The sequence below is a fragment of the Acinetobacter sp. BD54 genome (assembly GCF_044778325.1).
Taxonomy (GTDB): Bacteria; Pseudomonadota; Gammaproteobacteria; order Pseudomonadales; family Moraxellaceae; genus Acinetobacter; species Acinetobacter baumannii.
Genome location: NZ_JANJEP010000001.1, coordinates 494,494 through 520,688 on the forward strand (window position 1 = coordinate 494,494; position 26,195 = coordinate 520,688).

The 26,195-nt window shown below is 39.8% G+C and carries 26 protein-coding genes; 21 read left to right on the forward strand and 5 right to left on the reverse strand.

The annotated features are described in order from the left end of the window. Positions 1–291 precede the first annotated feature (291 nt). A complete protein-coding gene (locus NQ782_RS02430) occupies positions 292–1,347 on the forward strand; it encodes a 3-deoxy-7-phosphoheptulonate synthase (protein WP_000993014.1) in 1,056 nt (351 codons plus the stop codon). 47 nt (positions 1,348–1,394) lie between these two features. Here NQ782_RS02430 and NQ782_RS02435 read toward each other — a convergent pair whose 3' ends face one another. Beyond that, positions 1,395–2,312: an alpha/beta fold hydrolase gene (locus NQ782_RS02435; protein ID WP_057094417.1), complete on the reverse strand. Its 918-nt coding sequence runs from the start codon at positions 2,310–2,312 to the stop codon at positions 1,395–1,397. A gap of 2 nt (positions 2,313–2,314) precedes the next feature. Further along, on the reverse strand, positions 2,315–2,875 hold the full coding sequence (locus NQ782_RS02440; RefSeq protein ID WP_000056571.1) for a PadR family transcriptional regulator: 561 nt from the start codon (positions 2,873–2,875) through the stop codon (positions 2,315–2,317). Between the two features lie 135 nt (positions 2,876–3,010). Between NQ782_RS02440 and NQ782_RS02445 the strand changes: the two genes are divergently transcribed. From NQ782_RS02445 to NQ782_RS02460, 4 genes are all read left to right on the forward strand, one after another. Next, positions 3,011–5,035 (forward strand): NADPH-dependent 2,4-dienoyl-CoA reductase, encoded by a 2,025-nt coding sequence (locus NQ782_RS02445; protein ID WP_032051643.1) that lies wholly within the window; start codon positions 3,011–3,013, stop codon positions 5,033–5,035. A 70-nt stretch (positions 5,036–5,105) separates the two neighbouring features. Next, the gene (locus NQ782_RS02450) at positions 5,106–5,513 is read left to right on the forward strand and encodes a nuclear transport factor 2 family protein (RefSeq protein ID WP_057094415.1); all 408 of its coding nucleotides are present in this window, start codon (positions 5,106–5,108) and stop codon (positions 5,511–5,513) included. A gap of 38 nt (positions 5,514–5,551) precedes the next feature. Then, a complete protein-coding gene (locus NQ782_RS02455; protein ID WP_000266298.1) occupies positions 5,552–6,268 on the forward strand; it encodes an SGNH/GDSL hydrolase family protein in 717 nt (238 codons plus the stop codon). Positions 6,269–6,287: 19 nt separating this feature from the next. After that, positions 6,288–7,382 (forward strand): YheT family hydrolase, encoded by a 1,095-nt coding sequence (locus NQ782_RS02460; protein ID WP_000513050.1) that lies wholly within the window; start codon positions 6,288–6,290, stop codon positions 7,380–7,382. A gap of 53 nt (positions 7,383–7,435) precedes the next feature. Here NQ782_RS02460 and NQ782_RS02465 read toward each other — a convergent pair whose 3' ends face one another. Together NQ782_RS02465 and NQ782_RS02470 are read right to left on the reverse strand one after the other, a co-directional pair. Continuing rightward, positions 7,436–8,281, reverse strand: a complete 846-nt coding sequence (locus tag NQ782_RS02465) for a metal-dependent hydrolase (protein WP_000844951.1) — start codon at positions 8,279–8,281, stop codon at positions 7,436–7,438. Between the two features lie 235 nt (positions 8,282–8,516). Further along, positions 8,517–9,005, reverse strand: a complete 489-nt coding sequence (locus NQ782_RS02470) for a hypothetical protein (RefSeq protein ID WP_057093054.1) — start codon at positions 9,003–9,005, stop codon at positions 8,517–8,519. Positions 9,006–9,228: 223 nt separating this feature from the next. Between NQ782_RS02470 and NQ782_RS02475 the strand changes: the two genes are divergently transcribed. Genes NQ782_RS02475 through eno form a run of 3 tightly spaced genes read left to right on the forward strand, consistent with a single transcriptional unit; the run spans position 9,229 to position 13,090 of the window. Next, positions 9,229–10,866 (forward strand): CTP synthase, encoded by a 1,638-nt coding sequence (locus NQ782_RS02475; RefSeq protein ID WP_000148658.1) that lies wholly within the window; start codon positions 9,229–9,231, stop codon positions 10,864–10,866. 31 nt (positions 10,867–10,897) lie between these two features. Then, positions 10,898–11,755 (forward strand): 3-deoxy-8-phosphooctulonate synthase, encoded by an 858-nt coding sequence (gene kdsA, locus NQ782_RS02480; protein WP_000080538.1) that lies wholly within the window; start codon positions 10,898–10,900, stop codon positions 11,753–11,755. A 45-nt stretch (positions 11,756–11,800) separates the two neighbouring features. After that, positions 11,801–13,090 carry a phosphopyruvate hydratase gene (eno, locus tag NQ782_RS02485; protein WP_057093052.1) on the forward strand — a complete coding sequence of 430 codons (1,290 nt, stop codon included), beginning with the start codon at positions 11,801–11,803 and terminating at the stop codon, positions 13,088–13,090. A 96-nt stretch (positions 13,091–13,186) separates the two neighbouring features. Here eno and NQ782_RS02490 read toward each other — a convergent pair whose 3' ends face one another. Beyond that, positions 13,187–13,864, reverse strand: coding sequence for a DUF421 domain-containing protein (locus NQ782_RS02490; protein ID WP_000366082.1), 678 nt, complete (start codon positions 13,862–13,864; stop codon positions 13,187–13,189). 627 nt (positions 13,865–14,491) lie between these two features. On the opposite strand from NQ782_RS02490, the gene ftsB reads away from it, so the two are divergent. The 13 genes from ftsB (at position 14,492) to NQ782_RS02555 (ending at position 26,194) form a co-directional block, all read left to right on the forward strand. Continuing rightward, on the forward strand, positions 14,492–14,881 hold the full coding sequence (gene ftsB, locus NQ782_RS02495) for a cell division protein FtsB (RefSeq protein ID WP_000895054.1): 390 nt from the start codon (positions 14,492–14,494) through the stop codon (positions 14,879–14,881). Beyond that, positions 14,847–15,563 (forward strand): 2-C-methyl-D-erythritol 4-phosphate cytidylyltransferase, encoded by a 717-nt coding sequence (ispD, locus tag NQ782_RS02500; RefSeq protein WP_001216217.1) that lies wholly within the window; start codon positions 14,847–14,849, stop codon positions 15,561–15,563. Before ftsB ends, ispD begins: the two co-directional genes overlap by 35 nt. 348 nt (positions 15,564–15,911) lie before the next feature. Next, positions 15,912–16,583: a 3-oxoacid CoA-transferase subunit A gene (locus NQ782_RS02505; protein ID WP_000566012.1), complete on the forward strand. Its 672-nt coding sequence runs from the start codon at positions 15,912–15,914 to the stop codon at positions 16,581–16,583. 18 nt (positions 16,584–16,601) lie between these two features. Continuing rightward, positions 16,602–17,255 (forward strand): 3-oxoacid CoA-transferase subunit B, encoded by a 654-nt coding sequence (locus tag NQ782_RS02510; protein ID WP_000121752.1) that lies wholly within the window; start codon positions 16,602–16,604, stop codon positions 17,253–17,255. Between the two features lie 12 nt (positions 17,256–17,267). After that, a complete protein-coding gene (gene pcaF, locus NQ782_RS02515) occupies positions 17,268–18,479 on the forward strand; it encodes a 3-oxoadipyl-CoA thiolase (RefSeq protein WP_086231017.1) in 1,212 nt (403 codons plus the stop codon). A 2-nt stretch (positions 18,480–18,481) separates the two neighbouring features. Further along, complete coding sequence (locus NQ782_RS02520; protein WP_057093799.1) at positions 18,482–19,837, forward strand: 3-carboxy-cis,cis-muconate cycloisomerase; 1,356 nt, start codon at positions 18,482–18,484, stop codon at positions 19,835–19,837. After that, positions 19,834–20,619 (forward strand): 3-oxoadipate enol-lactonase, encoded by a 786-nt coding sequence (gene pcaD / locus NQ782_RS02525; RefSeq protein WP_057093797.1) that lies wholly within the window; start codon positions 19,834–19,836, stop codon positions 20,617–20,619. The genes NQ782_RS02520 and pcaD overlap by 4 nt, the downstream gene beginning before the upstream one ends. 42 nt (positions 20,620–20,661) lie before the next feature. Then, the gene (locus NQ782_RS02530) at positions 20,662–22,017 is read left to right on the forward strand and encodes an MFS transporter (RefSeq protein ID WP_000168125.1); all 1,356 of its coding nucleotides are present in this window, start codon (positions 20,662–20,664) and stop codon (positions 22,015–22,017) included. 15 nt (positions 22,018–22,032) lie between these two features. Next, complete coding sequence (pcaC, locus tag NQ782_RS02535) at positions 22,033–22,446, forward strand: 4-carboxymuconolactone decarboxylase (RefSeq protein ID WP_000997505.1); 414 nt, start codon at positions 22,033–22,035, stop codon at positions 22,444–22,446. 10 nt (positions 22,447–22,456) lie between these two features. Further along, positions 22,457–23,182, forward strand: a complete 726-nt coding sequence (gene pcaH / locus NQ782_RS02540) for a protocatechuate 3,4-dioxygenase subunit beta (protein WP_000077912.1) — start codon at positions 22,457–22,459, stop codon at positions 23,180–23,182. Positions 23,183–23,196: 14 nt separating this feature from the next. Then, complete coding sequence (gene pcaG, locus NQ782_RS02545) at positions 23,197–23,826, forward strand: protocatechuate 3,4-dioxygenase subunit alpha (RefSeq protein ID WP_001067206.1); 630 nt, start codon at positions 23,197–23,199, stop codon at positions 23,824–23,826. 69 nt (positions 23,827–23,895) lie between these two features. Beyond that, complete coding sequence (aroD, locus tag NQ782_RS02550) at positions 23,896–24,723, forward strand: type I 3-dehydroquinate dehydratase (RefSeq protein WP_086231023.1); 828 nt, start codon at positions 23,896–23,898, stop codon at positions 24,721–24,723. 19 nt (positions 24,724–24,742) lie between these two features. Then, a complete protein-coding gene (locus NQ782_RS02555) occupies positions 24,743–26,194 on the forward strand; it encodes a nitrous oxide reductase family maturation protein NosD (RefSeq protein ID WP_057093795.1) in 1,452 nt (483 codons plus the stop codon). The last annotated feature ends 1 nt before the right edge of the window (position 26,195 follow it).

The following is a 26,195-nucleotide window of genomic DNA, read 5'->3' on the forward strand; positions in this document are numbered from 1 at the left end:
CAATCTGTGAATTCTAACGCTTACTTTTATTTCTGGCAATTTAGATAGTTGCCTGAGCGTATTCGGGCACGAGAGTTGCCCATCACAGTTAATACCTGATCGGCAACCCCGATCAGGTTTTTTTATGCTTTATCTTTTTCAAATCGAGGACTTCAAAATGAACAACATGACTTATTCATACTTTAGCAACTTTTATTGGTTTTACTTTTGCCTACCTTTGCCAACGAATAGATCCAAAACGCTCAAATAAATGATCGGACTGATTAGGTTTCAGTCCAAAGGAAAAGACCAATGAATGCCTTAAATACTTTACTAACTCAAAGCAATACAAAAGAAACACCAGTTAGTTTACCTGTTCAGTTAAAAGCTAAATACCCGCTTGTGCAGACCTTCGCACGACAAATTGCAGAACATCGTCAAATTATTCAAAATATTCTTGCTGGCAAAGATCAGCGCTTAATGGTTATTACAGGACCATGTTCAATTCATGACCCAGTTGCTGTACTTGAATACGCAGATAGATTGCAAAAATTACAAGAAAAAGTAAAAGATCAAATCTTCATTGTGATGCGTGCTTATATTGAAAAGCCGCGTACAACAGTAGGTTGGAAAGGGTTTATGTATGACCCAAACCTTGATGGTTCATCTAATCTACAATTAGGTTTAGAAAAATCGCGTGAGCTATATTTACAAATTATTGAAAAAGGCTTGCCGATTGCGAGCGAAATTTTAAGCCCAATGGCAACAGGCTATTTTGATGATTTATTGGCTTGGGGTGCAATTGGAGCTCGTACTAGTGAGTCCCAGATTCACCGTGAAATCTCAAGTCATATGCCATACAGTATTGGCTTCAAGAATGGTACGGATGGCTCAATTCAAATTGCTTTAGATGCTATTCAGTCTGCACAAAATGAGCATCAATTTTTAGGTATGAATCAGCAAGGTTTGCCTTCAGTGATTCAGAGTGCTGGAAATCCATTGCCACACTTGATTTTACGTGGAGCTAATCATGGTCCTAATTATGATTTGGCTTCAATTCAGGCAATTAGAGAAAAGCACAAACAAAACCTACCTGCCTTAGTTATTGACTGTAGTCATGGTAACAGTGGTAAAGATCCTTTACGTCAGCCTGAAGTTTTGCAGCAAATCGTTGCTGAACGTCTAAAAACTCAGGTAAAGGGTGTCATGATTGAAAGCCATTTAGTTGATGGTAACCAGAAGATTTCATGTGAAATGACTTATGGTCAGTCGGTAACGGATGGTTGTTTAGGGTGGGATAAAACTGAACAGCTTTTGTTAAATGTTGCTAAACAATTAAAAGCAAGTGAATTAGCTCATTCGGCTTAATGATGTAAAAATTTAAAAAGGGATATGTTTTAGCAGATCCCTTTTTTTTAAGAAGCATGTTTAAGTTCGGATAAAAAAGTAGTGATTTCATGCCCGAATTTTTTTGGCTCGGTTAATAACGGCGTATGGCCTGAACGTTCAAAATAAATTGTTTTTGCATGTTCGACACTATGTGCAATCAGGGTTTGGCCCGTTTCTGGATAAAGTGTCGAATTGCGTCCAATAAAGAAAGTTGTTGGGCATTGTAATTGCTGAAGCGCTTCACGATAATCTTCATTGTGGAAAAGATAATTTTCGACATACCAAAATAAGTAGTCTAAACGTTGAATCGGAAGAAGATATTTTTGTAAAAATGGTTGTTTTAACGCAGTTTTAAAAACAAAAGGGCTAAATGGATTACTACTTTGCAATTCAATAAAATCTACCCACAAACGCACCAACTTTTGACGGTCCGGAAGTGATAATTCATAAAGATATTTAGCATTTTTATGGATTGATAATAACTGATAAATATCATTGAGTAATTGTTTAAATTGGGCATGTAATGGCCCAAATAACCCATATTGCCATGTAGCATCTACTGAAATTTTAGGCGTTTGATCGATATGTAAATAGGCCTTTAACTGCTGAGCGAGATGAGCATGTTTCATGCCATGCATTGCAGTGGTGGCTCCCATTGAGTAGCCCATTAAAATAAATTTATCTAATTTTAATTGCTCAATTAAGTGAGCAACATCTTGCCAGTGGCTTGATATAGCATCTTGCTCGGGAATTGCACAATTTTTTGAACCGCCAAAGCCCCGCCAGTCGGGAATAATAAACTCGTATTCTTTACGATTTACATAGATAAAAGGTAGCCATTGCCAACTTTGCATACCTAAGCCAGATAAAACCAAAACCGGTTCACCACGACCAACACGGCGTACAAATAAACTTTCCTGATCGGGCATGGTGTAATAAGGCATGATTATTCTCCAGATACATTATCTTGAGCAAAGAGTTTTAATTGCGGGATGACTTGTTCCAACCATTTGATCCACTCAGTTTCCATAGTAATGCCGAGTTCTAAGATCATTTTATGAATATATAACACTCGATTATTCAAATCATCGCTATCTTTAAAATCTTTATCGTAAATAGTTTGGTAAAGCTTAAGCTTTTCTTGATGTAGACCAAGATGTCGTAATAGTTCGGGTAATATTTGATTATTGCCCAATTGCGCCTCAGCGCGCAATCTTACCATTAAGTCATCTCTAAGCTGTGCCGGTTCGCTTTGCTGTGTCATCCATGAAGCGAGTTCAATACGGCCAAGTTGTTCGACCTGATAAGTTTTTTTTCGGCCACTATCCATCTCATTTTCTAAAGTGGAAACCCAGCCTTTTTTAAGCATGTTATTGAGTTCACGATAAATTTGCTGATGTGTGGCATTCCAGAAAAAGCCCATAGATCGGTCAAAACGGCGGGCGAGTTCAAAGCCCGTGCTTGGCCGTTCTAGTAAACTGGTCAATAAAACATGAGGAAGTGACATGGCAATCCGTTTGTAAGCAAAAGTAAAGTGTGACTCATTAGATTATGCAACATGTTGCATAAAAGTCAAAATTTGATTATAAATTTGTGCAACAAGTTGCATTAAGCAAGCAGATTAGCAAGCCAAGGAGTTGTTATGTCGTTATATCCACATTTATTAAAACCATTAGATCTAGGTTTTACGACATTAAAAAATCGCGTATTGATGGGGTCTATGCATGTTGGTCTAGAAGAAGCGCCTGGTGGTTATGAGCGTATGGCAGCTTTTTATGCAGAACGTGCTAAAGGTGATGTTGGACTCATTGTTACTGGCGGTATTGCACCCAATCAGGCAGGTTTAACCTTTGCTCATGCTTCTAAGTTAGATAGCACAGAAGAAGCCGAAAAACATAAAGTCATTACCGAAGCTGTACATGCTGCTGGCGGGAAGATTGCATTACAAATATTACATACGGGCCGATATTCTTATCAGCCAGAGATTGTTGCGCCTTCGGCAATTCAGGCACCTATTAATCCTATTAAGCCTAAAGCAATGACTTCTGCTGAGGTTCAACAAACGATTGATGATTTTGCAAACTGTGCGAAGCTTGCTCAATACGCTGGATATGACGGCGTTGAGATTATGGGTTCAGAAGGTTATTTAATTAACGAGTTTATTGCAGCCAGAACAAACCATCGTGATGATGAATGGGGTGGTAGCTATGAAAACCGTATTCGTTTTCCTGTTGAGATTGTAAAACGTACACGTGAAATAGTGGGTGAAAACTTTATTATTATTTACCGATTATCAATGCTTGATCTGGTTGAAGGTGGTTCTACTTTAGAAGAAGTTATTCAACTTGCTAAAGCGATTGAAAAAGCTGGGGCTACGATCATTAATACGGGTATTGGCTGGCATGAAGCTCGTATTCCAACAATTGCTACCAAAGTTCCAAGAGCTGCATTTACTTGGGTCACTGAAAAATTAAAAGGTGAAGTTTCAGTTCCATTAATTACATCGAACCGTATTAATACACCAGAAATGGCTGAACATGTATTAGCGTCGGGTCATGCGGATATGGTTTCAATGGCACGTCCAATGCTTGCAGATCCTGAGTTTGTTTTAAAAGCAAGTGAAGGCCGTAGCGATGAAATTAATACGTGTATTGGCTGTAACCAAGCTTGTCTCGATCACATTTTCTCTATGAAAATTGCAACATGTTTGGTTAATCCTCGAGCATGTTATGAAACAGAACTAATCTTTAAAGAAGCACATAATCAGAAAAATATTGCTGTCATAGGTGCAGGACCAGCAGGTTTAAGTTTTGCTGTATATGCGGCAGATCGTGGACACCAAGTTAAAATCTTTGAAGCAAGTCATCAAATTGGTGGTCAGTTTAATATCGCTAAAACTGTGCCAGGTAAAGAAGAGTTCTACGAAACATTGCGTTATTTCAATCGTCAAATTGAATTACGCCCGAACATTGAACTTGTATTAAACCATCCAGCAACTTATGAAGAGCTAAGCCAATCAGATTTTGATGAAATCGTAGTAGCAACTGGTGTAACACCTCGTCAATTACAATTTGAAGGTATTGATCATCCAAAAGTGTTGAGCTACTTACAGGTGCTTAAAGAGCGTGCACCAGTAGGTCAGCGTGTTGCCATTATTGGTGCGGGTGGTATTGGTTTTGATACGGCTGAGTACCTAACCCATGAAGGTGAAAGTGGCAGTTTAAATCCAGAAAAATTTTATGAAGAGTGGGGTATTGATACTCACTATGAACATGTCGGAGGTTTAAAGCAACCAAAAGTTGAAGCTTCTGAACGAGAAATCTATTTGTTGCAGCGTAAAGCTTCCTCAGTAGGCGCGGGGCTGGGTAAAACGACTGGTTGGATTCACCGTACCGGGCTTAAGAACAGAAACGTGAAAATGTTAGCAGGTGTGCAATACGACAAAGTAGATGATCAAGGGCTTCATATTACTGTTGATGGCAAACCAACAGTGCTTGAGGTTGATAATGTTGTGATTTGCGCGGGCCAAGAATCATTTACTGCGATGTATGACCAATTAAAAGCAGATGGTAAGAATGTTCATTTGATTGGTGGTGCTAAAGAAGCAGGTGAGTTGGATGCTAAACGTGCTATTCGACAAGGTGCTGAACTAGCAGCGGTTCTTTAATGGCTTAAATGAGCATTGTCTTGGGTAAGAGAATGCTCATCACTAAAACCTATTTGAAGGAAAAATAAAAATGACACTCGAAATAACTAAACAGTCATTAGAAAAATGGCATCACATGATTCAATCAAATGACTTATCGAACTTAAATGATTTGCTGGTAGATGAAGTGGTTTTCCGTTCACCGGTTGCTTATAAACCTTATGAGGGAAGACAAGTTGTTTTCTTTATTCTCACCAATGTAGTTCAGGTATTTCAGAATTTTACCTATCATCGAGAATTTTACACGGAAGATGGTGAAAATGTAGTGCTAGAGTTTAGTGCGGATGTAGGAGATAAATCATTAAAAGGTATTGATATGATTCGTTTTAATGAGCAGGGTAAAATTGTTGATTTTGAAGTAATGATTCGTCCAATGAGCGGTTTAGCTGCATTAGCTGAGCAAATGGGTATACGAATAGCTCAATTTAAACCTCAATAATTTTGTTAAATAGCCTAAGAGTATTGAGGTATATAAAAATGTGGTTAAAACTTTCAACATTGTTTTTATTACCCGTATTGTTCATACAAGGTCATAAAGTTCGAAAGAACACACCACGTTTAGCAGAAGCCAAAGGTGAACGAGAAGGTAGAGCTGGTCAAGGTAAATCTTTATCTCTGCTTATTTTGGGGGATTCTGCCGCAGCAGGTGTTGGTGTAGAAAATCAGAAAGATGCCTTGTCTGGTGCTATTATTCAAGAACTGCAAAATGAATTTTCCCTACAGTGGAAACTTCATGCCAAAACTGGCGATACAACTCGACAAGTTTTTAATGCTTTGCAGCATTTAGAAGAGCAGAAGTATGATGTGATTGTGACATCTATTGGTGTAAATGATGTCACAAAGTTGATCTCTGCTAAATCATGGATTAAACAACAGAAGCAATTATTTGAGCATATACAGAAACGTTTTCAGCCAAAGTTGATTATCGTTTCCGGTGTGCCTCCAATGCAACATTTCCCGGCTTTACCGAATCCATTAGCTTGGTTGTTTGGGCAATATGCAGAGCAAATGAATCAAAAATTACAACAATGGTTAGCACCACAAAGCCATTTTAAGTTTCTTGAATATGATGTTGAAACTTTTCAAGCCATGAACTTGCCTATGGCAAGTGACGGTTTTCATCCAAGTAAAGAAGTTTACGCAGTTTGGGGACGGCAGGTTGCAGCCATAGTGCGGCAATCATTTAACTCATAGTCATAGGTAGTTATTGGATATGGGCATATCTGTTTTTAATAAAATTAAAGATTTCGGTTCGGAGCTGTTCGATTTAGTGTTGGGCGCTGAGCATCCAAAAGTCTATTATCATCCTCAAGGAAAAATAAAAGATATTTTGGATAAGTTGCCACAACTTAAACAGAAATATCGTCCTACGCCTTGGCTCACAAATAGTCATGTTCACTTACTTTATTTTGATCTTATTAGAAAACAAACAATAAAGTTGGCATATGATCGAATTGATCAACTCACTATGAGTGATGGTGGTATTACCGCAATTGCTTGGTATGGCTATAACTTACCGCCAGATACACCAACAGTTGTAATTATGCATACCATTACAGGTACACCTGAGAGTATGCGTGAATTGGTACGCGATTTAAATCAATACACAGGCTGGCGAATTGCATTATGCCTGCGTCGTGGTCACGCAGGTTTGCCAATGCCTGTGCCGCAAATTTCTCTTTTTGGCTCTACGAGTGATTTAAAAGAACAACTTAACCATATTCAAAGTTTATTTCCGGCATCGGATTTATATGCGGTAGGTTCTTCGGCGGGTACGGGGTTGCTAGTTCGTTATCTGGGTGAACAAGGCGAAGATACACCTTTTAAAGCTGCTTTTGCGATGTGTCCGGGCTATAACACGGAAATTGGTTTTAAAAATGTCCACCCTTTTTACAGCAAAATGATGACTAAAAAACTCTTCAAGTATTTTATTTATCCGTATCAAAATACATGGAGTCAGATTGCATCTTTAGAGAGGGTTTTATCAGCAACCAATTTGGAAGAATTTGAAAAAGAATACTTCGAAATGGCGGGTTTTGAAGATTATGAAACTTACTGTAAATCTATTAACCCGATTTATGTGTTCGAAAATATTAAAATTCCTTTGATGATTTTGAATGCTGAAGATGACCCTGTATGTTCTATTAAAAATTTAGAGCCATATAAAGAGCCAATTCAGCAGATGAGCAATGTTGCTGTGGTGACAACGAAAAAAGGAAGTCATTGTGCATTTTATGAGGGATGGCGCAGTACATCGTGGGCAGCACGTCTCATGGCTGATTATTTTTTAATTGAACATAATAAATAGATAATCTTTGAATATAAATAAAGCCCAGATCTTGGGCTTTATTTTTTTATACCTTAAGATAAAAGGAGTGATCTATCATTTATTCCAAGTTTTACTTTTGTAGCGGCAACTAAAGCTTTTTCATCTGTCTGGTTGGGGTGAAAATCAAAACGGTAGTATTCAAGAAATTTAGGAATCAACACTTTATATTGTTTGCTCGCAAAGTTAAAAAAGTTGCGCCAAGTTTTGAAATTGGTCAGTTGCTTATCTCGTTTCATTAGAACAATATGGTAAATAGTTGAAAAGGCTGTAATCAAAACTAAACTGAATGTAAAAATGCCAACACGTGGAATATATGCATCTAATCCGTTGCCATATAGATGTTGATATAAATCGAATGCAACAGCTTTATGCTCGGTTTCTTCTACACTGTGCCATAACCATAGGTTGCGAATAGTGTTGTCGGTCATAAGCTCATTTACGGATTGCATCATGCTGACTACCAGAACAGCTGTATAGTGTTCTAATCCAACAGTTACCAATAAATTCCATTTTTTACTAAAAACTTTCTCAATAGCTTTAAGAACAATACCTGTAGCTTTCTCTAGTGATTCTGGGTTTAAACCATATTGTTGTGCACTGACATGGAAAGCATGATGTTCTTTAGAATGCATTGCTTCTTGACCAATAAATGCGCCTATTTCTCTGTCTAGAATTTCATTCTCTTTAGCTTTAGCTCGTAAAGCACGGACAGATCTAACAAAGTATGATTCACCTTCAGGAAATAAAGTCGAAAGACCCGTGAAATAGTGGGTGAGAGAAGGCTCATGATTGCACCAATAGCGCGGAGTATCTTCAAAATTGTAGTCCATGCGGCGGACAGGAAAAGAGGCTGGTGTACGGTTTAAAGCTGTTTTCATTTTCTTGCTCCAATCTTCTTTTAGATTAGGTTCCAAAAAGGAACTTGCTAATAAAAATTATAAGCAGACTAGATTGGAGTCAATAAATTTCGAATGATTGAAAATAGATTGTCCTAAAATGATAGACAGGAGAGCTTTAAAGACAAAAAGTAATAAAATTAAATTTATTTGTATTATGACTATTTATATAAATACCCAAATTAAAAAAATAATTTGGGCATTCTTGAACAGAAGCTTAGTTCTTAAGTGCTGGTGTTGCAGCAGCAATAGCAGCAGCAACGGCATCATCTTCTGTGTTCGCAGGTTCAGTTGCCTTAGCAGCTGGTTTTGACTGAGCTTTTTCCGGTTTAGGTTCAGCTTTAGGCTCAGGTTTTTTTTCTGGTTTAGGTTCTACTTTTGGTGTCTCAGATTTAGGTTGTTCAGCAACTTGTGTCTGTGAAGATTCATCAGAACGCGCAGGACGAGTTTCACGGCGAATTTCAGTTGTCGTGTTAGCAGTTTCTTCACGATGAACTTCAACTTGTGATTGCTCTTGAACTTGAGCTTCTTGAGTATCTACACTCTCTAAAGATTCAAATTTTGCAGGCTTCTGTGGTTGAGGTTCTGAAACAGCAGTTTCAACCTTGTCTTGCTCTTCTTCTTTCGGTGTCTCTTTTTTAACGCATGCGGTTAACAATAGTCCAGCCGCAATTGCAGCACAGATTAAAAGTTTTTTATTTGCCATTGCCCTAAACAACATTTAATTGAGGAATTGGCATTATAACAGTAAATAGCTATGAAAAAATCATGTCAGATTGAGCTAATTTTTTATTAAAAATGCTGATAGAATAACCAGTTGTTTATTGTTCTTTGAATTGATGCGGTTTGACTTTGCTTTATAGGGGCAGAGTACAGTAAAATTGCCAAACATTGTAGGCCGATTTCGGCTTGATTGTACGAGAAACTTAATGACCCATTTTATTTTTGTCACTGGTGGTGTGGTTTCATCGCTAGGTAAAGGTATTTCTGCTGCTTCTGTTGCTGCACTTTTGGAAGCTCGTGGCTTAAAAGTCACAATGGTTAAAATGGATCCTTATATTAATGTCGATCCAGGGACAATGAGCCCATTCCAGCATGGTGAAGTTTTTGTTACCGAAGATGGTGCAGAAACAGATCTGGATCTGGGTTATTACGAACGTTTCTTACGTCGCGCGAAAATGACCAAACTAAACAACTTCACTAGTGGTCGTGTATATCAAGACGTTTTAAATAAAGAGCGTCGTGGTGATTACTTAGGTGGTACAGTTCAGGTTATTCCTCATATTACCGACAATATTAAAGAACGTGTACTCCGCGCGGGCGAAGGCTATGATGTTGCTATCGTAGAGATCGGTGGTACCGTAGGTGATATCGAATCTTTACCGTTTATGGAGTCGGTTCGTCAGTTAATGGTTGAGCTGGGCCATAAACGTACCATGCTTATGCATTTAACTTTGTTGCCATATATTAAGTCAGCAGCGGAGTTAAAAACAAAACCAACTCAGCACTCTGTAAAAGAGTTACTTTCAATCGGTATTCAGCCAGATATTCTTATCTGTCGTACTGAGTATGATGTTGATGCTGACACTAAACGTAAGATCGCGTTATTCACGAACGTAGAAGCTCGTGCGGTTGTCGTGTGTAAAGATGCGAAAACGATCTATCAAATTCCACGTGGCTTCTATGAGCAAAATGTAGATGACCTGATTTGTGAACGTTTTGGTTTTACTGATTTACCGGAAGCTGACTTAACTGATTGGGATAATGTTGTAGAAGCATTACTTAACCCAGAATATACAGTACGTGTAGCAATGGTCGGTAAGTATGTTGAATTACCGGATGCTTATAAATCTGTAAACGAAGCATTGTTACATGCTGGTATTAAAAATCGCGTAAAAGTACAAATTGATTATGTCAACGCTGAAGAGCTTGAAAGTCAAGATGTTTCTATTTTGAAAACAGCTGATGCGATTTTAGTTCCTGGTGGTTTTGGTGAGCGTGGTACTGAAGGCAAAATGAAAGCTATTCAATACGCACGTGAAAATGGTATTCCTTTCTTGGGAATCTGTTTGGGTATGCAGTTGGCTGTTATTGAATATGCTCGCCATGTTGCAGGTATGCCAGAAGCTTCTTCTACAGAATTTAACCGCTCTACAAAATATCCATTGATTGGTTTAATTACCGAATGGTTAGATGAGCGCGGTGAATTACAACAGCGTAGCCTTGAGTCTGACTTAGGCGGAACAATGCGTTTAGGTGCACAAAAATCAGAATTGGTTGAAGGCACAAAAACTCGTGAAGTCTACGGAAAAGCTGAGATTACCGAACGTCATCGTCACCGTTATGAAATGAATAATCGTTTCATTGAAGCGATTGAACAAGCGGGCATGAAGATTTCTGGTTATTCTTCAGCGCAACATTTAGTTGAAACTGTAGAAATTCCTGAACATCCTTGGTTTATTGCTGTACAATTCCACCCGGAATTTACAAGTTCACCACGTGATGGACATCCATTATTTGCTAGTTTTATTGACGCTGCAAAAACACAGCATCAAAAAAGTAAGTAATGCGATTTTAAAATAAACTGGGAAAGTTTAAATGTCACAATTAAAACCACAAGAAGTTGTACGTTTAGGCGATATACAAATGGCAAATCATTTGCCATTTGTATTATTTGGCGGAATGAACGTACTCGAGTCAAAAGATTTAGCTTTTGAAATTGCTGAAACTTATATTGATATTTGTAAACGCCTGGATATTCCTTATGTATTTAAGGCGAGTTTTGATAAAGCAAACCGTTCTAGTTTGCATTCATTCCGTGGTCCTGGACTTGAAAAAGGTATTGAATGGTTAGGCGACATTAAAAAACATTTTAATGTACCCATTATTACCGACGTTCACGAACCATATCAGGCAGCGCCAGTTGCCGAAGTCGCTGATATTATCCAGCTTCCTGCTTTCTTAAGCCGTCAAACTGATCTTGTTGAAGCAATGGCGAAAACCCAAGCTATTATCAACATTAAAAAAGCACAGTTCTTGGCTCCTCATGAAATGCGCCATATTTTGCATAAATGTTTAGAAGCGGGAAATGACAAACTTATTCTTTGTGAGCGTGGCTCAGCATTTGGCTATAACAATTTAGTTGTAGACATGCTTGGCTTTGACATCATGAAAGAAATGAATGTACCTGTATTCTTTGACGTGACTCATGCTTTACAAACTCCAGGTGGTCGTTCAGATTCAGCTGGTGGACGCCGTGCTCAAATTACAACTTTAGCGCGCGCAGGTATGGCAACAGGTTTAGCGGGATTATTCCTAGAGTCTCATCCAGATCCAGACAAAGCGAAATGTGATGGACCATCTGCATTGCGCTTGTCACAGCTTGAGCCATTCTTGGCACAACTAAAAGAATTGGATACTTTAGTTAAAGGTTTCAAAAAGTTAGATACTCATTGATGCAGGAATTTGCATCGCGTTATTCATTCAACTGAGGAATTGTTCATGAGCCAAATCGTTGACATTCGTGCACGTGAAATTTTGGACTCTCGTGGTAACCCAACCATCGAAGCAGACGTCATCTTAGAATCTGGGGTGGTTGGTCGTGCATGTGCACCATCTGGTGCTTCAACTGGTTCTCGTGAAGCTTTAGAACTTCGTGACGGCGACAAATCTCGTTACTTAGGTAAAGGCGTTCGTACTGCTGTTCAGAATGTAAATAGCTCAATTCATGAATTGCTTGTTGGTCAAAGTGTTTTTGAACAAAAAGCGCTTGATGAAAAAATGATTGCTTTTGATGGCACTGAAAACAAATCTAAATTAGGTGCTAATGCAACTTTGGCGGTATCTTTAGCAGCAGCTCACGCAGCAGCTGCTGAACAAAAACTTCCATTGTTCCAATACATTGCTAACTTACGTGGTCAAACTACTTTGACTATGCCTGTACCAATGATGAACATTTTGAACGGTGGTGCTCACGCAGATAACACTGTTGATATTCAAGAGTTCATGATTGAGCCAGTTGGTTTCACTTCCTTCGCTGAAGCATTACGTGCTGGTGCAGAAGTATTCCATTCTTTGAAATCAGTTCTTAAGAAACAGGGTTTGAACACAGCTGTAGGTGATGAAGGTGGTTTTGCGCCTAACCTTCGTTCAAATGAAGAAGCGATTACAGTAATTCTTCAAGCAATTGAGCAAACTGGTTATAAAGCTGGTTCAGATATTATGCTTGCACTTGACTGTGCATCTTCAGAATTCTACAAGAATGGTCAATATATTCTTGAAGGTGAAGGCAACAAGTCTTTTACAAGCAATCAATTTGCTGATTACTTAGCTGGTCTTGTTAAGCAGTATCCAATTATCTCTATTGAAGATGGTTTGGATGAGTCTGACTGGGAAGGCTGGAGTTACTTAACTTCAATTCTTGGTGATAAAATCCAATTAGTTGGTGACGATTTATTCGTAACTAATCCTAAGATTTTACAACGTGGTATTGATGAAAAAGTTGGTAACTCAATTTTGATCAAATATAACCAGATTGGTACATTGACTGAAACTTTAGATGCAATCTACCTTGCTAAAGCAAATGGTTACACCACTGTTATTTCTCACCGTTCTGGTGAAACAGAAGATTCAACTATTGCTGATTTAGCAGTAGGTACAGCAGCAGGTCAAATTAAGACTGGTTCACTTTGCCGTTCTGACCGTGTTTCTAAATATAACCAATTGCTTCGTATTGAAGAGTTAACTAAAGCTGTTTACCGCGGTAAAGATGAATTCAAAGGTTTAAACTAATCTTTTGAATAAAGCTTTATATATTTAAATATTGATGAAAAATTAATATCTAAATATAAGTGCTATTTCTAAGTGTTAGAAATAGCACTTTTTTATTTACCCTAAGCGCCGGGTTTTTAAAGATTCAGCCCAACTGTGGTGATGACAACGAGAGCATTCTTGATCTAGCTTATTTAAAATTTTAGTTTCGCCACATTTCATACAGGAATAAAAAGTATTAATTTTAAGAACTTCTGCTTTACGATAAGCATCAGGGAATAAGGGAAGTCCCCATTTGACATCTTCATCTTCATAATAAAGCAAGCTCAGAATACCATCCGATTCAAGCAGGGCTGTTCTGACTTGGCCTAAATGTTCAACGTTTTGTTGGCGCATTTCCGAAAAAAACTCATCATGAGAATAGGTCTGTTTTTGGAAATCTTTGTAGACTAAAAGGCCTTCTTTAACGACACAGAGCGCTTTTCCTTCTAATAAGTCTTCAATTTTTTTATGTTTTACCATACCCCAAGTGACAAGACGATATAGAGAAAGAATAGCGATAAAAGCTATCAATGCATGGGCAATCGGTAAATCCTTAGTAAACATAGGATCGCCAGCAGCAGAACCTAAACATAAAATAATGGCAAGTTCAAATAAGGAGAGTTGCCGAATACCACGTTTACCAGATAGCCTTAGAAAACTAATGATAATGATAAACATGATGGTACAACGGACCAAAATTTCTAAAACAAAGGACCACGTTGTGTCACCTATAAGAATATTAGAAAGATCCATCTTTTTCTCACTTGTTTAAATATGTATAAAAAATACATTTAAAATTCATATCAGAATAAAATTAAAAAAAATATACTTTTTAAGTGGTTATTGGTTAAAAAATTGATATATGTGTATTGTTATATGAAATTAAAAGATATAAAACTCATGTATAGAATAGAAGGGCCGAGCTTGAAAAAAATGACGATACAACTATTAAATTTTAAAAAAATTCTGTTTTATTAATTTATCATCTTGAATAAAATTCCGACCGGAATCAAGCATTGTAAGTAATACAATATTTAAACTTTGGTCATTGGTGGTAAGAAGATAGTCTTCATGTTCAGAGAATCTATTTCTTTATATCTTTCAGGAGAGCTTTTTTATATTTATTGAGACACTTTTTTTGTTAATTAGAAGTATTTTTATATGCATAGATTGATTTATAAGCAGTTGTGTTGATAAACATTATTTTCCTTTCCAATTGAGTTGAATTTTGACAAAATGAAACATGTCACAATGGTCAATTTAAAGTAATATGACCATTCATCGTTTTGCAGGAACCTTGCAGGAATTTTGCATGCTGCTTGTAAATTGTCATACAATACAAAAACTTAATCAAAGTTTTTAATTAAAGCTCTTAATGCTATGTTAGAAGTATTTCGTTCCACTTCAAGCAAACTTATATTGCTACTGGTTATTGTTTTAGTGGCTATATTGCAATATCAGTTTTGGTTAGGTGAGGGTGGTTATTTTCCTCATCAAGCGCTTATGCAGCAGATTCAACAACAAGCCGAAGTAAATGACGAGCTTAAAGAGCGAAACCGTATTTTGGCAGCTGAAGTTTTCGACCTAAAGAATGGTACGGAGGCGATAGAAGAGCATGCTCGCCTAGATCTAGGTTTGGTTAAGCCACATGAGACATTTGTTCAAATGAGTACAATTAGTACTCATTACAAACCTATTTATATTGACCCGAACGCTAAAGTAGATTTGGAAACTAATGAGACACCTCCATCACCAGACATCCCAGACTAAATTATGGGCAGTTATCCCTGCGGCTGGTTCAGGTAGTCGGTTTTCCAAAACTGAATTAAAGCAATACCAATATATTCAAGATGCTACTGTTATAGAACATACTGTTAAGCGTTTAAGTCAGCTTCCGCTGACGGGTTATGTTTTGGCAATTGGAAAACAAGATACTTTTGCCTCAACTTTATCTTTTCAAGATAAGCATAAAGCGCATTTTTGTAATGGAGGCGTTGAACGTGTGCACTCGGTATTAAATGCTCTGAATTATCTATCACAGATTGCGGATGAGGATGATTGGGTATTAGTACATGATGCAGCAAGGCCTTGTGTGACTTTTGAATGCTTGAATACTCTTGTTAAAAATGCAATTGAGACTAATCAGAGTGCTATTTTGGCAATTCCTGTACGCGATACGCTAAAACAAGTGAATCAGGAACAGCAAATTGACAAAACTGTAAGTCGAGAGCTGTTGTGGCAAGCTCAAACTCCTCAAATTGCTAAAATCGGAATTCTTAAAAAAGCGATAGAAACAGCGCTAAAAAATAATTTGACTATTACTGATGAGGCGAGTGCACTTGAATCTATAGGAGAGAGTGTACTGGTGGTCATGGGGCGTTCTGATAATATAAAAATTACTTACCCCGATGATTTAGAACTTGCTCGCTTGATTCTACAATCACAAAATTAAGATTTTATTACAGGATAGATGGTAATTTTTAGTTATAAAATAGCCTAAGTAAATATGGTGTTTCTACATATCTATTCAAAATAATTAGTATTTTTTTACAACTTGTATTTGTAAGATTGAATAAGTAATTTACTTAGATAATGTTCGATAGTCGAACAAAAAAATCCTAAATCGAACAAAACTATATATAGCTGACTAGATCAAAATCTGAAAATTATCAAAAATGTTTAAAAGGGAAATCTAAGGGAAACACTCGGGATTGAGTGAAATATTTATCTATTCTTCTCGCCTCAGTGTGCCTAAATCTCTTACCTCTCTCTTCTTCAATGAGCACAATGGAGTTGTCTAATGATTGACAAAAGTAAGTCCTCACTAAGCGAGGTTTTATCGCAAATTAAAGATGGTGCAACCATTCTGATTGGTGGTTTTGGTACCGCAGGACAACCCGCTGAACTCATTGACGGTCTGATTGAACTTGGCGTTAAGGACCTGACCATTGTGAGCAACAATGCCGGTAATGGCGATTATGGTCTGGCTAAACTGCTCAAAGCCGGTTCAATTAAAAAAGTGATTTGCTCTTTCCCACGTCAGTCGGACTCTTATGTGTTTGATGAACTGTACCGTGCCGGAAAGGTTGAACTTGAACTGGTACCGCAAGGCAATCTGGCGTGCCGTATTCAGGCAGCAGGTATGGGCCTTGGGGCGGTGTTTACCCCAACTGGCTTTGGAACACTTTTGGCCGAAGGCAAAGAAACCCGTCATATTGATGGTAAAGATTACGTGCTTGAGTATCCGATCAAGGCTGACTTTGCCCTGATTAAAGCCTATAAGGGCGACCGCTGGGGAAATCTGGTTTACCGTAAATCTGCACGTAACTTTGGCCCGATCATGGCCATGGCTGCTGATGTCACCATTGCTCAGGTTTCTGAAGTGGTTGAATTGGGTGGATTAGACCCGGAACACATCATCACCCCAGGTATCTTTGTACAGCATGTTGTACAAGTACAGCCCGCACAGTAAGCAATAAGGAGAAATAACATGAGCTACCAGAAACTCAGCCGTGACCAGATTGCAAAGCGTGTGGCACAAGATATTCCCGATGGTGCCTATGTCAACTTGGGTATTGGTTTACCGACCAAGATTGCCAGCTACTTACCTGCTGATAAAGATGTCTTTCTACATTCTGAAAATGGTCTGTTGGCTTTTGGCCCACCACCAGCGGCAGGTGAAGAAGACCCTGAACTGATTAATGCGGGTAAAGAGTTTGTGACCATGCTTGAAGGCGGCAGCTTTTTCCACCATGGCGATTCATTTGCCATGATGCGTGGTGGTCACCTTGATATTGCGGTGCTTGGGGCATTTCAGGTGGCAGCCAATGGTGACTTGGCCAACTGGCACACGGGTGCGCCGGATGCGATTCCTGCTGTTGGTGGTGCAATGGATTTGGCAGTTGGTGCCAAGAAAGTATTTATCACTACAGACCACATCACCAAGCAAGGTGAGCCGAAGATTGTCGCTGAGCTGACTTATCCGGTAACGGGTAAACACTGTGTTGACCGTATTTACACTGACCTGTGCGTGATTGACGTGACTAAAGATGGTTTAAAGGTGATTGAGAAAGTTGAAGGTCTTAGCTTTGATGAGTTACAGGCTTTAACAGGTGCAACTTTGATTGATGCGACTCAAGGGTAAGGAAGTAGGGAAATGACATTAAAAAACGCTTATATCATCGATGCCATCCGTACTCCATTTGGCCGTTACGCCGGTGGCCTTGCACCTGTCCGTGCCGATGACCTTGGCGCTGTGCCGATTAAAGCACTCATGCAGCGTAACCCGAATGTAGATTGGGAACAGGTCGATGATGTGATCTATGGTTGTGCCAACCAAGCTGGTGAAGATAACCGTAACGTGGGCCGTATGTCAGCATTACTTGCAGGGTTACCTTATCAGGTGCCGGCAACCACCATTAACCGTTTGTGTGGTTCTTCACTCGATGCCATTGCCATTGCTGCCCGTGCCATTAAAGCAGGTGAAGCGAACTTGGTGATTGCAGGTGGTGTAGAAAGCATGAGCCGTGCACCTTATGTGATGGGTAAGTCAGATAGTGCTTTTGGCCGTAGCCAGAAGATTGAAGACACCACCATGGGCTGGCGTTTCATTAACCCTAAACTTAAAGAATTGTATGGTGTAGACACCATGCCCCAGACTGCCGAAAACGTCGCTGAACAGTTCAACGTCAATCGTGCAGATCAGGACCAGTTTGCCTTGGTGAGCCAACAACGCACCGCAAGCGCGCAAGCCAAAGGCTTTTTTTCTAAAGAAATCGTGGCAGTTGAAATCCCTCAGCGTAAGGGTGATGCGGTGGTGATTGATACCGATGAGCATCCTCGTGCATCAACCACCCTTGAAGCTTTAAGTAAACTTAAACCTGTTGTGAAAGCAGATGGCACAGTCACTGCGGGAAATGCTTCAGGTATTAATGATGGTGCGGCAGCTCTATTGATTGCTTCTGATGATGCAGTTCAGGCATACAACTTAAAACCACGTGCCAAGATCATTGCTTCAACAGCCGTGGGTGTAGAACCGCGTATTATGGGTTTTGCTCCGGCACCAGCGATTAAAAAATTACTTAAACAAGCCAACCTGACTTTAGATCAGATGGATGTAATTGAACTGAATGAAGCCTTTGCTGCACAGGCTTTAGCAGTGACCCGTGATTTAGGCTTACCAGACAACTCTGACAAGGTAAACCCAAACGGTGGTGCCATTGCTTTAGGTCATCCACTTGGTGCATCAGGTGCACGTCTTGTGACGACAGCTTTAAACCAGCTTGAACAAACAGGTGGCCGTTATGCCTTGTGTTCAATGTGTATTGGGGTAGGTCAAGGTATCGCATTGATTATTGAGAGAGTCTAATCATGAGCCAGTTATATGCCAGCTTGTTTTACCAAAAAGACGTCACTGAAATCTTTAGTGATTCATCTTTAATCACCTACATGATTCAGGTTGAAGTTGCGTTAGCCCAAGCGCAGGCACAAGTTGGCGTGATTCCTCAAAATGCAGCAAATACCATTGCCCAAGTAGCTGAACAGGCGTTAGAAAAGTTTGACTTTTCGGCTTTGGCGGTAGCAACTGGCTTAGCTGGGAATATCGCAATTCCATTTGTAAAACAGCTTACGGCAATTGTTAAAGATACTGATGAAGATGCTTCGCGTTATGTGCATTGGGGAGCAACCAGTCAGGATATTTTAGACACAGCTTGTATTTTGCAATGCCGTGATGCGTTGAATATTGTGGAAGGTCAACTTCAACAGTGCTACACCACAGCATTACAACAAGCTAAACAATATCGCCATCAAGTCATGATTGGGCGTACATGGTTACAGCAAGCTTTACCTATTACTTTAGGGCATAAGCTTGCTCGTTGGGCTTCTGCATTTAAACGTGATTTAGACCGTATACAAGCTATGAAATCACGTGTGCTCACTGCTCAGTTAGGCGGTGCTGTGGGTTCATTAGCTTCTTTGCAAGACCAAGGTTCGCTTGTGGTCAGCGCATTTGCGAAGCAACTGAATCTGACTGTACCAACAAGTACATGGCATGGTGAGCGTGATCGTATTGTAGAAATTGCAAGTGTGCTTGGGATGATTGTCGGGAATACGGGCAAGATGGCACGGGATTGGTCACTCATGATGCAAACTGAAATTGCAGAGTTGTTTGAGCCAACCGCAAAGGGTCGTGGTGGTTCATCGACCATGCCGCATAAGCGTAATCCAGTTGCGGCAGCATCCGTATTGGCCGCGGCGAATCGTGTACCAGCACTGATGTCTAGCATTTATCAAAGCATGGTACAGGAACATGAACGTAGCTTAGGTGCGTGGCATGCAGAATGGTTAGCAGTTCCAGAAATCTTTCAGCTTTGTGCTGGAGCATTAAGCCGTACTGGTGAAGTTCTACAAGGTTTTGAAGTTAATGCTGAGCATATGCAACAGAACCTTGAGTGTACCAACGGGTTGATTATGGCAGAAGCGGTGATGATGGCACTTGCTCCCAAAATTGGTCGTTTAAATGCTCATCATTTAGTTGAAGCTGCATGTAAAACAGCAGTAGCACAAAACCAGCATTTGTTTGATGTTGTTAGCCAACTAGATGAAGTAAAAGGGCAGTTTAGCCAAGAAGAGATAAGGAATATTTTCAAACCAGAAAACTATTTAGGCAATATTCAGCAACAGATTGATGCGGTTTTGAAAGAAGCACAAGGAGAGTCAAAGTGAAACAGACTATTAGCAATCGTCAAGGAAAACAGTTAGCAGTTTATACAGATGGTCTAAAAGATGCTCCTGTGCTTGTGTTTTCTAATTCATTAGGAACAGACCATGGTATGTGGCAACCTCAGCTGAATGAATTAAAAAGTCATTTTAATGTCATTACATACGACACACGTGGTCATGGCGAAAGTGATGTAATTAGTGACACCACATTGCAAAACTTAGCTGAAGATGTTGTTGATATTTTAGATGCCTTGAATATTGAAAAAGCTCATTTTTGCGGCATATCAATGGGCGGAATTACAGGGCTTTGGTTGGGTATTCATCATCCAAATCGTTTTAATAGTATTACGGTTGCAAACTCAGCAGCCAAAATTGGTCAGACTGAGGCTTGGTTAAGTCGTGCTGAATCGGTAGAAAAAAATGGTTTAGCCGAGTTAGTTAAAACTACCCATACCCGCTGGTTCAGTGAAAAATTTGATTATCAGCATAATGTGGTTGCACAGACAACGATTCAAAGTCTCGCAAACACACCAGCACAAGGTTATGCCAATGCATGTCGCGCTTTAGCGTATGCCGATTTGAGAGATGAAATTGCACAAATCCAAATTCCAGCGCTACTGATTGCAGGAACAGAAGATCCGGTAACGACAGTAGCAGATGCCGAATTTATGCAGAAAGCAATTAATAATAGCCAGCTTGCAAAACTCGAAGCATCCCATCTTTCTAATATTGAGCAACCACAAAGATTTACTCAGGAATTGACTAGATTTATTCAGCAAATCTAATCGCTTAGTAATTTAAAAGGAATTGGCCTTAAGGAGGCAAATATGGCGTCTCAGGATTACGCTACACCAAGCAAAAGCATCGATGCTCAAGCACTGATTAATGATGCTCCACTTAGTAAATATCAATGGATGATCGCAATCATCTGTTTCTTAATTATTTTTACTGATGGTATCGATACAGCTGCAATGGGTTTTATCGCTCCAGCATTGGCTCAGGACTGGGGCGTAGATCGCTCTCAGTTAGGACCAGTGATGAGTGCTGCACTTGGTGGAATGATTATTGGAGCTTTAGTTTCTGGCCCGACAGCTGACCGCTTTGGCCGCAAAATTGTTTTAGCCTTTTCGATGCTTGTATTTGGTGGGTTCACCTTGGCATCTGCTTATGCAACCAACTTGGATAGCCTTGTCGTTTTGCGGTTTTTGACAGGTATTGGGCTTGGCGCAGCTATGCCGAATGCGACCACTTTATTTTCTGAGTACTGTCCAACCCGCATTCGCTCATTACTCGTGACATGTATGTTCTGTGGCTACAACTTGGGTATGGCTACAGGTGGTTTTATTAGCAGTTGGCTTATCCCGACCTACGGTTGGCACAGTCTATTTTTACTTGGCGGCTGGTCACCTTTAATTTTAATGATTTTAGTGATTTTGGTGTTACCTGAGTCTTACCGCTTTTTAATTGTGAAAGGCAAGAATCCAGAAAAAGTACGCAAAATCTTAAACCATATTGCACCAGCACAGATTCAAAATGCGACAGCATTTCATGTGCCTGAAGAAAAAACAGAAGTTGTTCAAAAGAAAAATGTCTTTGGAATTATGTTTTCTAAGCCATATGCCAAAGGTACGGTTTTGCTTTGGGTGACTTACTTCATGGGACTCGTGGTTGTTTACTTGCTAACAAGTTGGTTACCAACACTTATGCGTGAAACAGGTGCTTCGATGGAGCGCGCTGCATTTATTGGCGGTTTGTTCCAGTTCGGTGGAGTGGTGAGCGCATTATTTATTGGTTGGGCAATGGACAAATTTAACCCGAACCGAGTCATCGCCATTTTCTACTTTGCCGCAGGTCTATTTGCAATTGCTGTCGGTCAAAGCTTAGGCAACTCAACCTTACTTGCAGTATTGGTACTTTGTGCGGGTATCGCCATTAATGGTGCGCAATCTTCGATGCCGGCGTTAAGTGCACGCTTCTATCCAACTCAGTGCCGCGCAACGGGTGTGTCTTGGATGACGGGTATTGGGCGTTTTGGTGCGGTATTTGGTGCGTGGATTGGAGCTGTGTTACTCGGCAATGATTGGTCGTTTACCGCCATTCTTAGTTTATTACTTATTCCAGCGACCGCTGCTGCTGTTGCGGTATTTATTAAATCAATTGTTGCGCATACCGATGCAACTTAATAGAGGTCTATCACAATGAATGATGAACAACGCTATAAACAAGGCATTGAGGTGCGGACTGAAGTTTTGGGTGAAAAACATGTTGGTCGGTCTTTGCAGAACCTAAATGACTTTAACCAAGATTTCCAAAATTTTATTAGCCGTTATGCATGGGGGGAAGTGTGGTCTCGTCCAGGCTTACCACGTCATACCCGTAGTTTAGTGACTATCGCAATTTTATTGGCGCTGGGCCGCGAAGATGAACTACGCATGCATTTACGTGCTTGTTTCAACAACGGTGTAACTAAAGAAGATTTAAAAGAGCTGATCTTACACAGTTCACTCTATGCGGGTTTACCTGCTGCAAACGCTGCAATGCATATGGCTGAAGAAGTCTTTAAAGAGTTGGGGATAGAAGTAAACCCAATTGCAGCGAAAGAACAGGATTAAGGAGATAAAGATGTCACAACATAGCTGGGGTGCTTACGCCCAACGTAATACAGATGATCATCCACCAGCGTATACGCCAGGTTATAAAACAAGTGTATTACGTTCGCCAAAAAATGCATTGATCTCAATTAATGAGACTTTAACTGAAGTCACTGCGCCGCATTTTTCTTCAAATTTGTTTGGTCCAAAAGATAACGATTTGATTTTGAACTATGCCAAAGATGGTTTGCCAATTGGTGAGCGTGTCATTGTTCATGGCTATGTTCGTGACCAATTTGGTCGTCCTGTAAAAAATGCACTTCTAGAAGTATGGCAGGCCAATGCTTCTGGTCGTTACCGCCATCCAAACGATAAGTTTATTGGTGCAATGGACCCTAACTTTGGTGGTTGTGGTCGTACCTTAACTGATGAAAACGGTTTTTATATTTTCCGTACCATTAAACCGGGTCCGTACCCATGGCGTAACCGTATTAATGAATGGCGTCCTGCACATATTCATTTCTCTTTAATTGCTGATGGTTGGGCTCAGCGCCTGATTTCGCAGTTTTATTTTGAAGGCGATACGCTCATTGATACTTGTCCGATCTTAAAAACGATTCCTTCTGAAGATCAACGTCGTGCCTTGATTGCACTAGAAGATAAAAACAACTTTATCGAAGCAGATAGCCGTTGTTACCGTTTTGACATCACTTTACGTGGACGTCGAGCGACTTACTTCGAAAATGATTTGACTTAATCGGGAGCACGAGCATGAACAACTGGAATTTTCAGGAATTAAAAGAAACTCCATCTCAAACAGGTGGTCCTTACGTTCACATTGGTTTATTGCCACAACAGGCCGGTATTGAAGTTTTTGAAAATAACTTTAATAACCAGTTGGTTCAAGACCAGACAAAAGGTGAGCGTATTCGTCTTGAAGGTCAAGTGTTTGACGGATTAGGTTTACCGCTACGTGATGTACTCATTGAGATTTGGCAGGCTGATGCGAACGGTATTTATCCAAGTCAGGCAGATACGCGTGAGCAAAAAGCGGACCCGGCATTTCAGGGTTGGGGCCGTACAGGTGCCGATTTTGAAACAGGCGTTTGGAGTTTCAATACGATTAAACCGGGCGCGACAGCAGGTCGTAAGGGTTCAACTCAAGCTCCACATATTGCGTTAGTTATTTTCGCTCGCGGTATTAACTTGGGTCTTCATACACGTGTTTATTTTGAAGATGAAGCAGAGGCAAATGCTAACGATCCAATTCTAAATAGCATTGAATGGGCCCCACGTCGCCAAACTCTTATTGCAAAACGTTTTGAAGAAAATGGTGAAGTTGTTTACCGCTTTGATATTCGTATTCAAGGCGATGACGAAACTGTATTTTTTGATATTTAAGAAACACCTAAGGCTACACCTGATTATTCAAGGATGCGTGTAGCCTTTTTAAGGATGAACGATATGAACATGAAAACATTATTAAGCCTCAGTTTGCTTGCACTCCCATTTTTTACTGCACAGGTGAATGCTGAACCTGTTGCTTTAGCCGCTCAAACACAACCTGCCGCTACAGCCGTTAAAACGATTGTTCCGATTACTGCAAAAACCAAAGAACAAGCTTTGGCACAAGCTCAAGTCATTGCAAATACAGCAGATGCTGATTTGGCAGAGTTTCGTATCGATTTACTCAGTTTTGCGAGTGATACAAAACAAGTGATTGCTTTGGGGCATGAGTTAAAAAAGATTTTAGGCAATAAGCCAATGATCGCCACAATTCGTACCAAAAACGAAGGTGGCCAGCTTGAAATTAGTGATGTGGATTATGGTAAGACTTATCAGGCTTATTTAAAGAATCCTTTCATGGACTGGTTAGATGTTGAAATGTTCCGTGATCAAAAAGTAGTTTCAGAAATTGTTCAAAAAGCACATCAAAAGAAAGTGCTCGTTGTCATGTCTAATCACGACTTCCAAAAAACACCAAGCCAAGATGAAATTGAAAAACGCTTGTTAAAACAAGATCAAATGGGCGCAGATGTTCTCAAAATTGCTGTAATGCCTAAATCTAAACAAGATGTCTTCACTTTAATGAACGCAACTTTAAAAGTAAGCCAGCAAACCACTAAGCCATTATTGACAATGTCGATGGGGCAATTAGGTACGATTTCTCGTGTTGCGACTGCCAATATGGGCGGAAGTTATAGCTTTGGCATGATTGGTCAGGCTTCTGCACCGGGTCAAATTGATGTGACTAAGCTCAAACAGATTTTACAAACCGTTCAACCAACAAACCCGTAAATCATAAGGATATGATGAAATGAATACATTACGTTTAACTACTCTTGCATTAGGTTTGATGGTTTCAGGCATAGCTGCGGCTCAAACTTATGTGGTTGACCGTTATCAAGACGATAGCAATAAAGGCTCTTTACGCTGGGCAATTGAACAAGCTAATGCGAACCCAAGCGAAGCTAGCGAAATTTTGATTCAAGCAGTAGGCAAAGCACCTTATGCGATTAAATTAAACAGCGCACTTCCTGAAATTAAAGCACCCGTCAAAATCATTGGTACTCAGTGGGATAAAACTGGCGAATACATCGCAATTGATGGTTCAAACTATATTAAAGGTGAAGGTGCAAAAGCTTGTCCAGGTGCAAACCCTGAGCAGTACGGTACCAATGTACGTACTATGACTTTACCGGGGTTGGTATTACGTGACGTCAACAATGTCACTTTAAAAGGTTTAGACATTCATCGCTTCTGTATTGGGGTATTGATTAACCGCTCAAGCAATAACCTGATTCAACATAACCGTATTAGTAATAACTATGGTGGTGCTGGTGTTATGTTGACGGGTGATGATGGTAAAGGTAACCCAACTGCAACCACGACTAATAACAATAAGGTTTTAGACAACATTTTCCAAGACAATGGAGATGGTTTAGAACTGACACGTGGTGCTGCTTTTAACTTAATTGCGAATAACCATTTTGTTTCAACCAAAGCAAATCCAGAACCATCACAAGGTATTGAAATTTTGTGGGGTAATGACAATGCCGTAGTTGGTAATAAATTCGAAAACTATTCAGATGGTTTACAGATTAACTGGGGCAAACGTAACTATATCGCCTACAACGAAATGACCAATAACTCGATTGGTTTCAATATGACGGGTGATGGCAACATTCTTGATAGCAATAAAGTACATGGTAACCGTATTGGTGTAGCCATCCGCTCTGAAAAAGATGCAAATGCAAGAATTACATTAACTAAAAACCTGATTTGGGACAATGGTAAAGATATTAAACGTTGTGAAGCAGGTGGTTCATGTGTACCAGATCAGCGTTTAGGGGCAATTGTATTTGGAGTTCCTGCACTTGAGCATGCAGGATTTGTAGGTTCTCGTGGTGGTGGTGTGGTTGTCGACCCATCTAAACAACAAAAAACATGTACTCAGTCAAATCAACAGGACTGTAATGCTCAGCCGAATCAGGGTATTAAAGCTCCTAAGTTAACAGCGAATAAAGGTTCAGTTACAGTAGAAGTTAATGGCTTACCAAATCAACGCTATCAAGTTGAGTTTTTTGGCAACCAAAATGCGGCATCAAAAGAAGCTGAGCAATATTTAGGAACAATAACAGTAGCTACAGATGCCGAAGGTAAAGCAAAAGCCAATTGGAAACCAACAGTCAAAGTTGCCTCAATTACAGCAAATGTGACTGATCGCTTCGGTGCTACATCTGAGCTCGGGTTTGTGCAAGTTAAATAAC

Bases quoted from the DNA above. Each gene is read 5' to 3' on its own strand.
- NQ782_RS02470 (WP_057093054.1), bottom strand. From the start codon at position 9,005: ATGGCAAATAAAAAACTTTTAATCTGTGCTGCAATTGCGGCTGGACTA.
- NQ782_RS02435 (WP_057094417.1), bottom strand. From the start codon at position 2,312: ATGCCTTATTACACCATGCCCGATCAGGAAAGTTTATTTGTACGCCGT.
- NQ782_RS02455 (WP_000266298.1), top strand. From the start codon at position 5,552: ATGTGGTTAAAACTTTCAACATTGTTTTTATTACCCGTATTGTTCATA.
- NQ782_RS02465 (WP_000844951.1), bottom strand. From the start codon at position 8,281: ATGAAAACAGCTTTAAACCGTACACCAGCCTCTTTTCCTGTCCGCCGC.
- NQ782_RS02530 (WP_000168125.1), top strand. From the start codon at position 20,662: ATGGCGTCTCAGGATTACGCTACACCAAGCAAAAGCATCGATGCTCAA.
- aroD (WP_086231023.1), top strand. From the start codon at position 23,896: ATGAAAACATTATTAAGCCTCAGTTTGCTTGCACTCCCATTTTTTACT.
- NQ782_RS02445 (WP_032051643.1), top strand. From the start codon at position 3,011: ATGTCGTTATATCCACATTTATTAAAACCATTAGATCTAGGTTTTACG.
- NQ782_RS02440 (WP_000056571.1), bottom strand. From the start codon at position 2,875: ATGTCACTTCCTCATGTTTTATTGACCAGTTTACTAGAACGGCCAAGC.
- pcaH (WP_000077912.1), top strand. From the start codon at position 22,457: ATGTCACAACATAGCTGGGGTGCTTACGCCCAACGTAATACAGATGAT.
- ftsB (WP_000895054.1), top strand. From the start codon at position 14,492: ATGTTAGAAGTATTTCGTTCCACTTCAAGCAAACTTATATTGCTACTG.
- NQ782_RS02460 (WP_000513050.1), top strand. From the start codon at position 6,288: ATGGGCATATCTGTTTTTAATAAAATTAAAGATTTCGGTTCGGAGCTG.
- NQ782_RS02430 (WP_000993014.1), top strand. From the start codon at position 292: ATGAATGCCTTAAATACTTTACTAACTCAAAGCAATACAAAAGAAACA.
- NQ782_RS02490 (WP_000366082.1), bottom strand. From the start codon at position 13,864: ATGGATCTTTCTAATATTCTTATAGGTGACACAACGTGGTCCTTTGTT.
- NQ782_RS02555 (WP_057093795.1), top strand. From the start codon at position 24,743: ATGAATACATTACGTTTAACTACTCTTGCATTAGGTTTGATGGTTTCA.
- NQ782_RS02520 (WP_057093799.1), top strand. From the start codon at position 18,482: ATGAGCCAGTTATATGCCAGCTTGTTTTACCAAAAAGACGTCACTGAA.
- ispD (WP_001216217.1), top strand. From the start codon at position 14,847: ATGAGACACCTCCATCACCAGACATCCCAGACTAAATTATGGGCAGTT.
- pcaG (WP_001067206.1), top strand. From the start codon at position 23,197: ATGAACAACTGGAATTTTCAGGAATTAAAAGAAACTCCATCTCAAACA.
- pcaF (WP_086231017.1), top strand. From the start codon at position 17,268: ATGACATTAAAAAACGCTTATATCATCGATGCCATCCGTACTCCATTT.
- NQ782_RS02505 (WP_000566012.1), top strand. From the start codon at position 15,912: ATGATTGACAAAAGTAAGTCCTCACTAAGCGAGGTTTTATCGCAAATT.
- NQ782_RS02510 (WP_000121752.1), top strand. From the start codon at position 16,602: ATGAGCTACCAGAAACTCAGCCGTGACCAGATTGCAAAGCGTGTGGCA.
- pcaC (WP_000997505.1), top strand. From the start codon at position 22,033: ATGAATGATGAACAACGCTATAAACAAGGCATTGAGGTGCGGACTGAA.
- NQ782_RS02475 (WP_000148658.1), top strand. From the start codon at position 9,229: ATGACCCATTTTATTTTTGTCACTGGTGGTGTGGTTTCATCGCTAGGT.
- NQ782_RS02450 (WP_057094415.1), top strand. From the start codon at position 5,106: ATGACACTCGAAATAACTAAACAGTCATTAGAAAAATGGCATCACATG.
- kdsA (WP_000080538.1), top strand. From the start codon at position 10,898: ATGTCACAATTAAAACCACAAGAAGTTGTACGTTTAGGCGATATACAA.
- eno (WP_057093052.1), top strand. From the start codon at position 11,801: ATGAGCCAAATCGTTGACATTCGTGCACGTGAAATTTTGGACTCTCGT.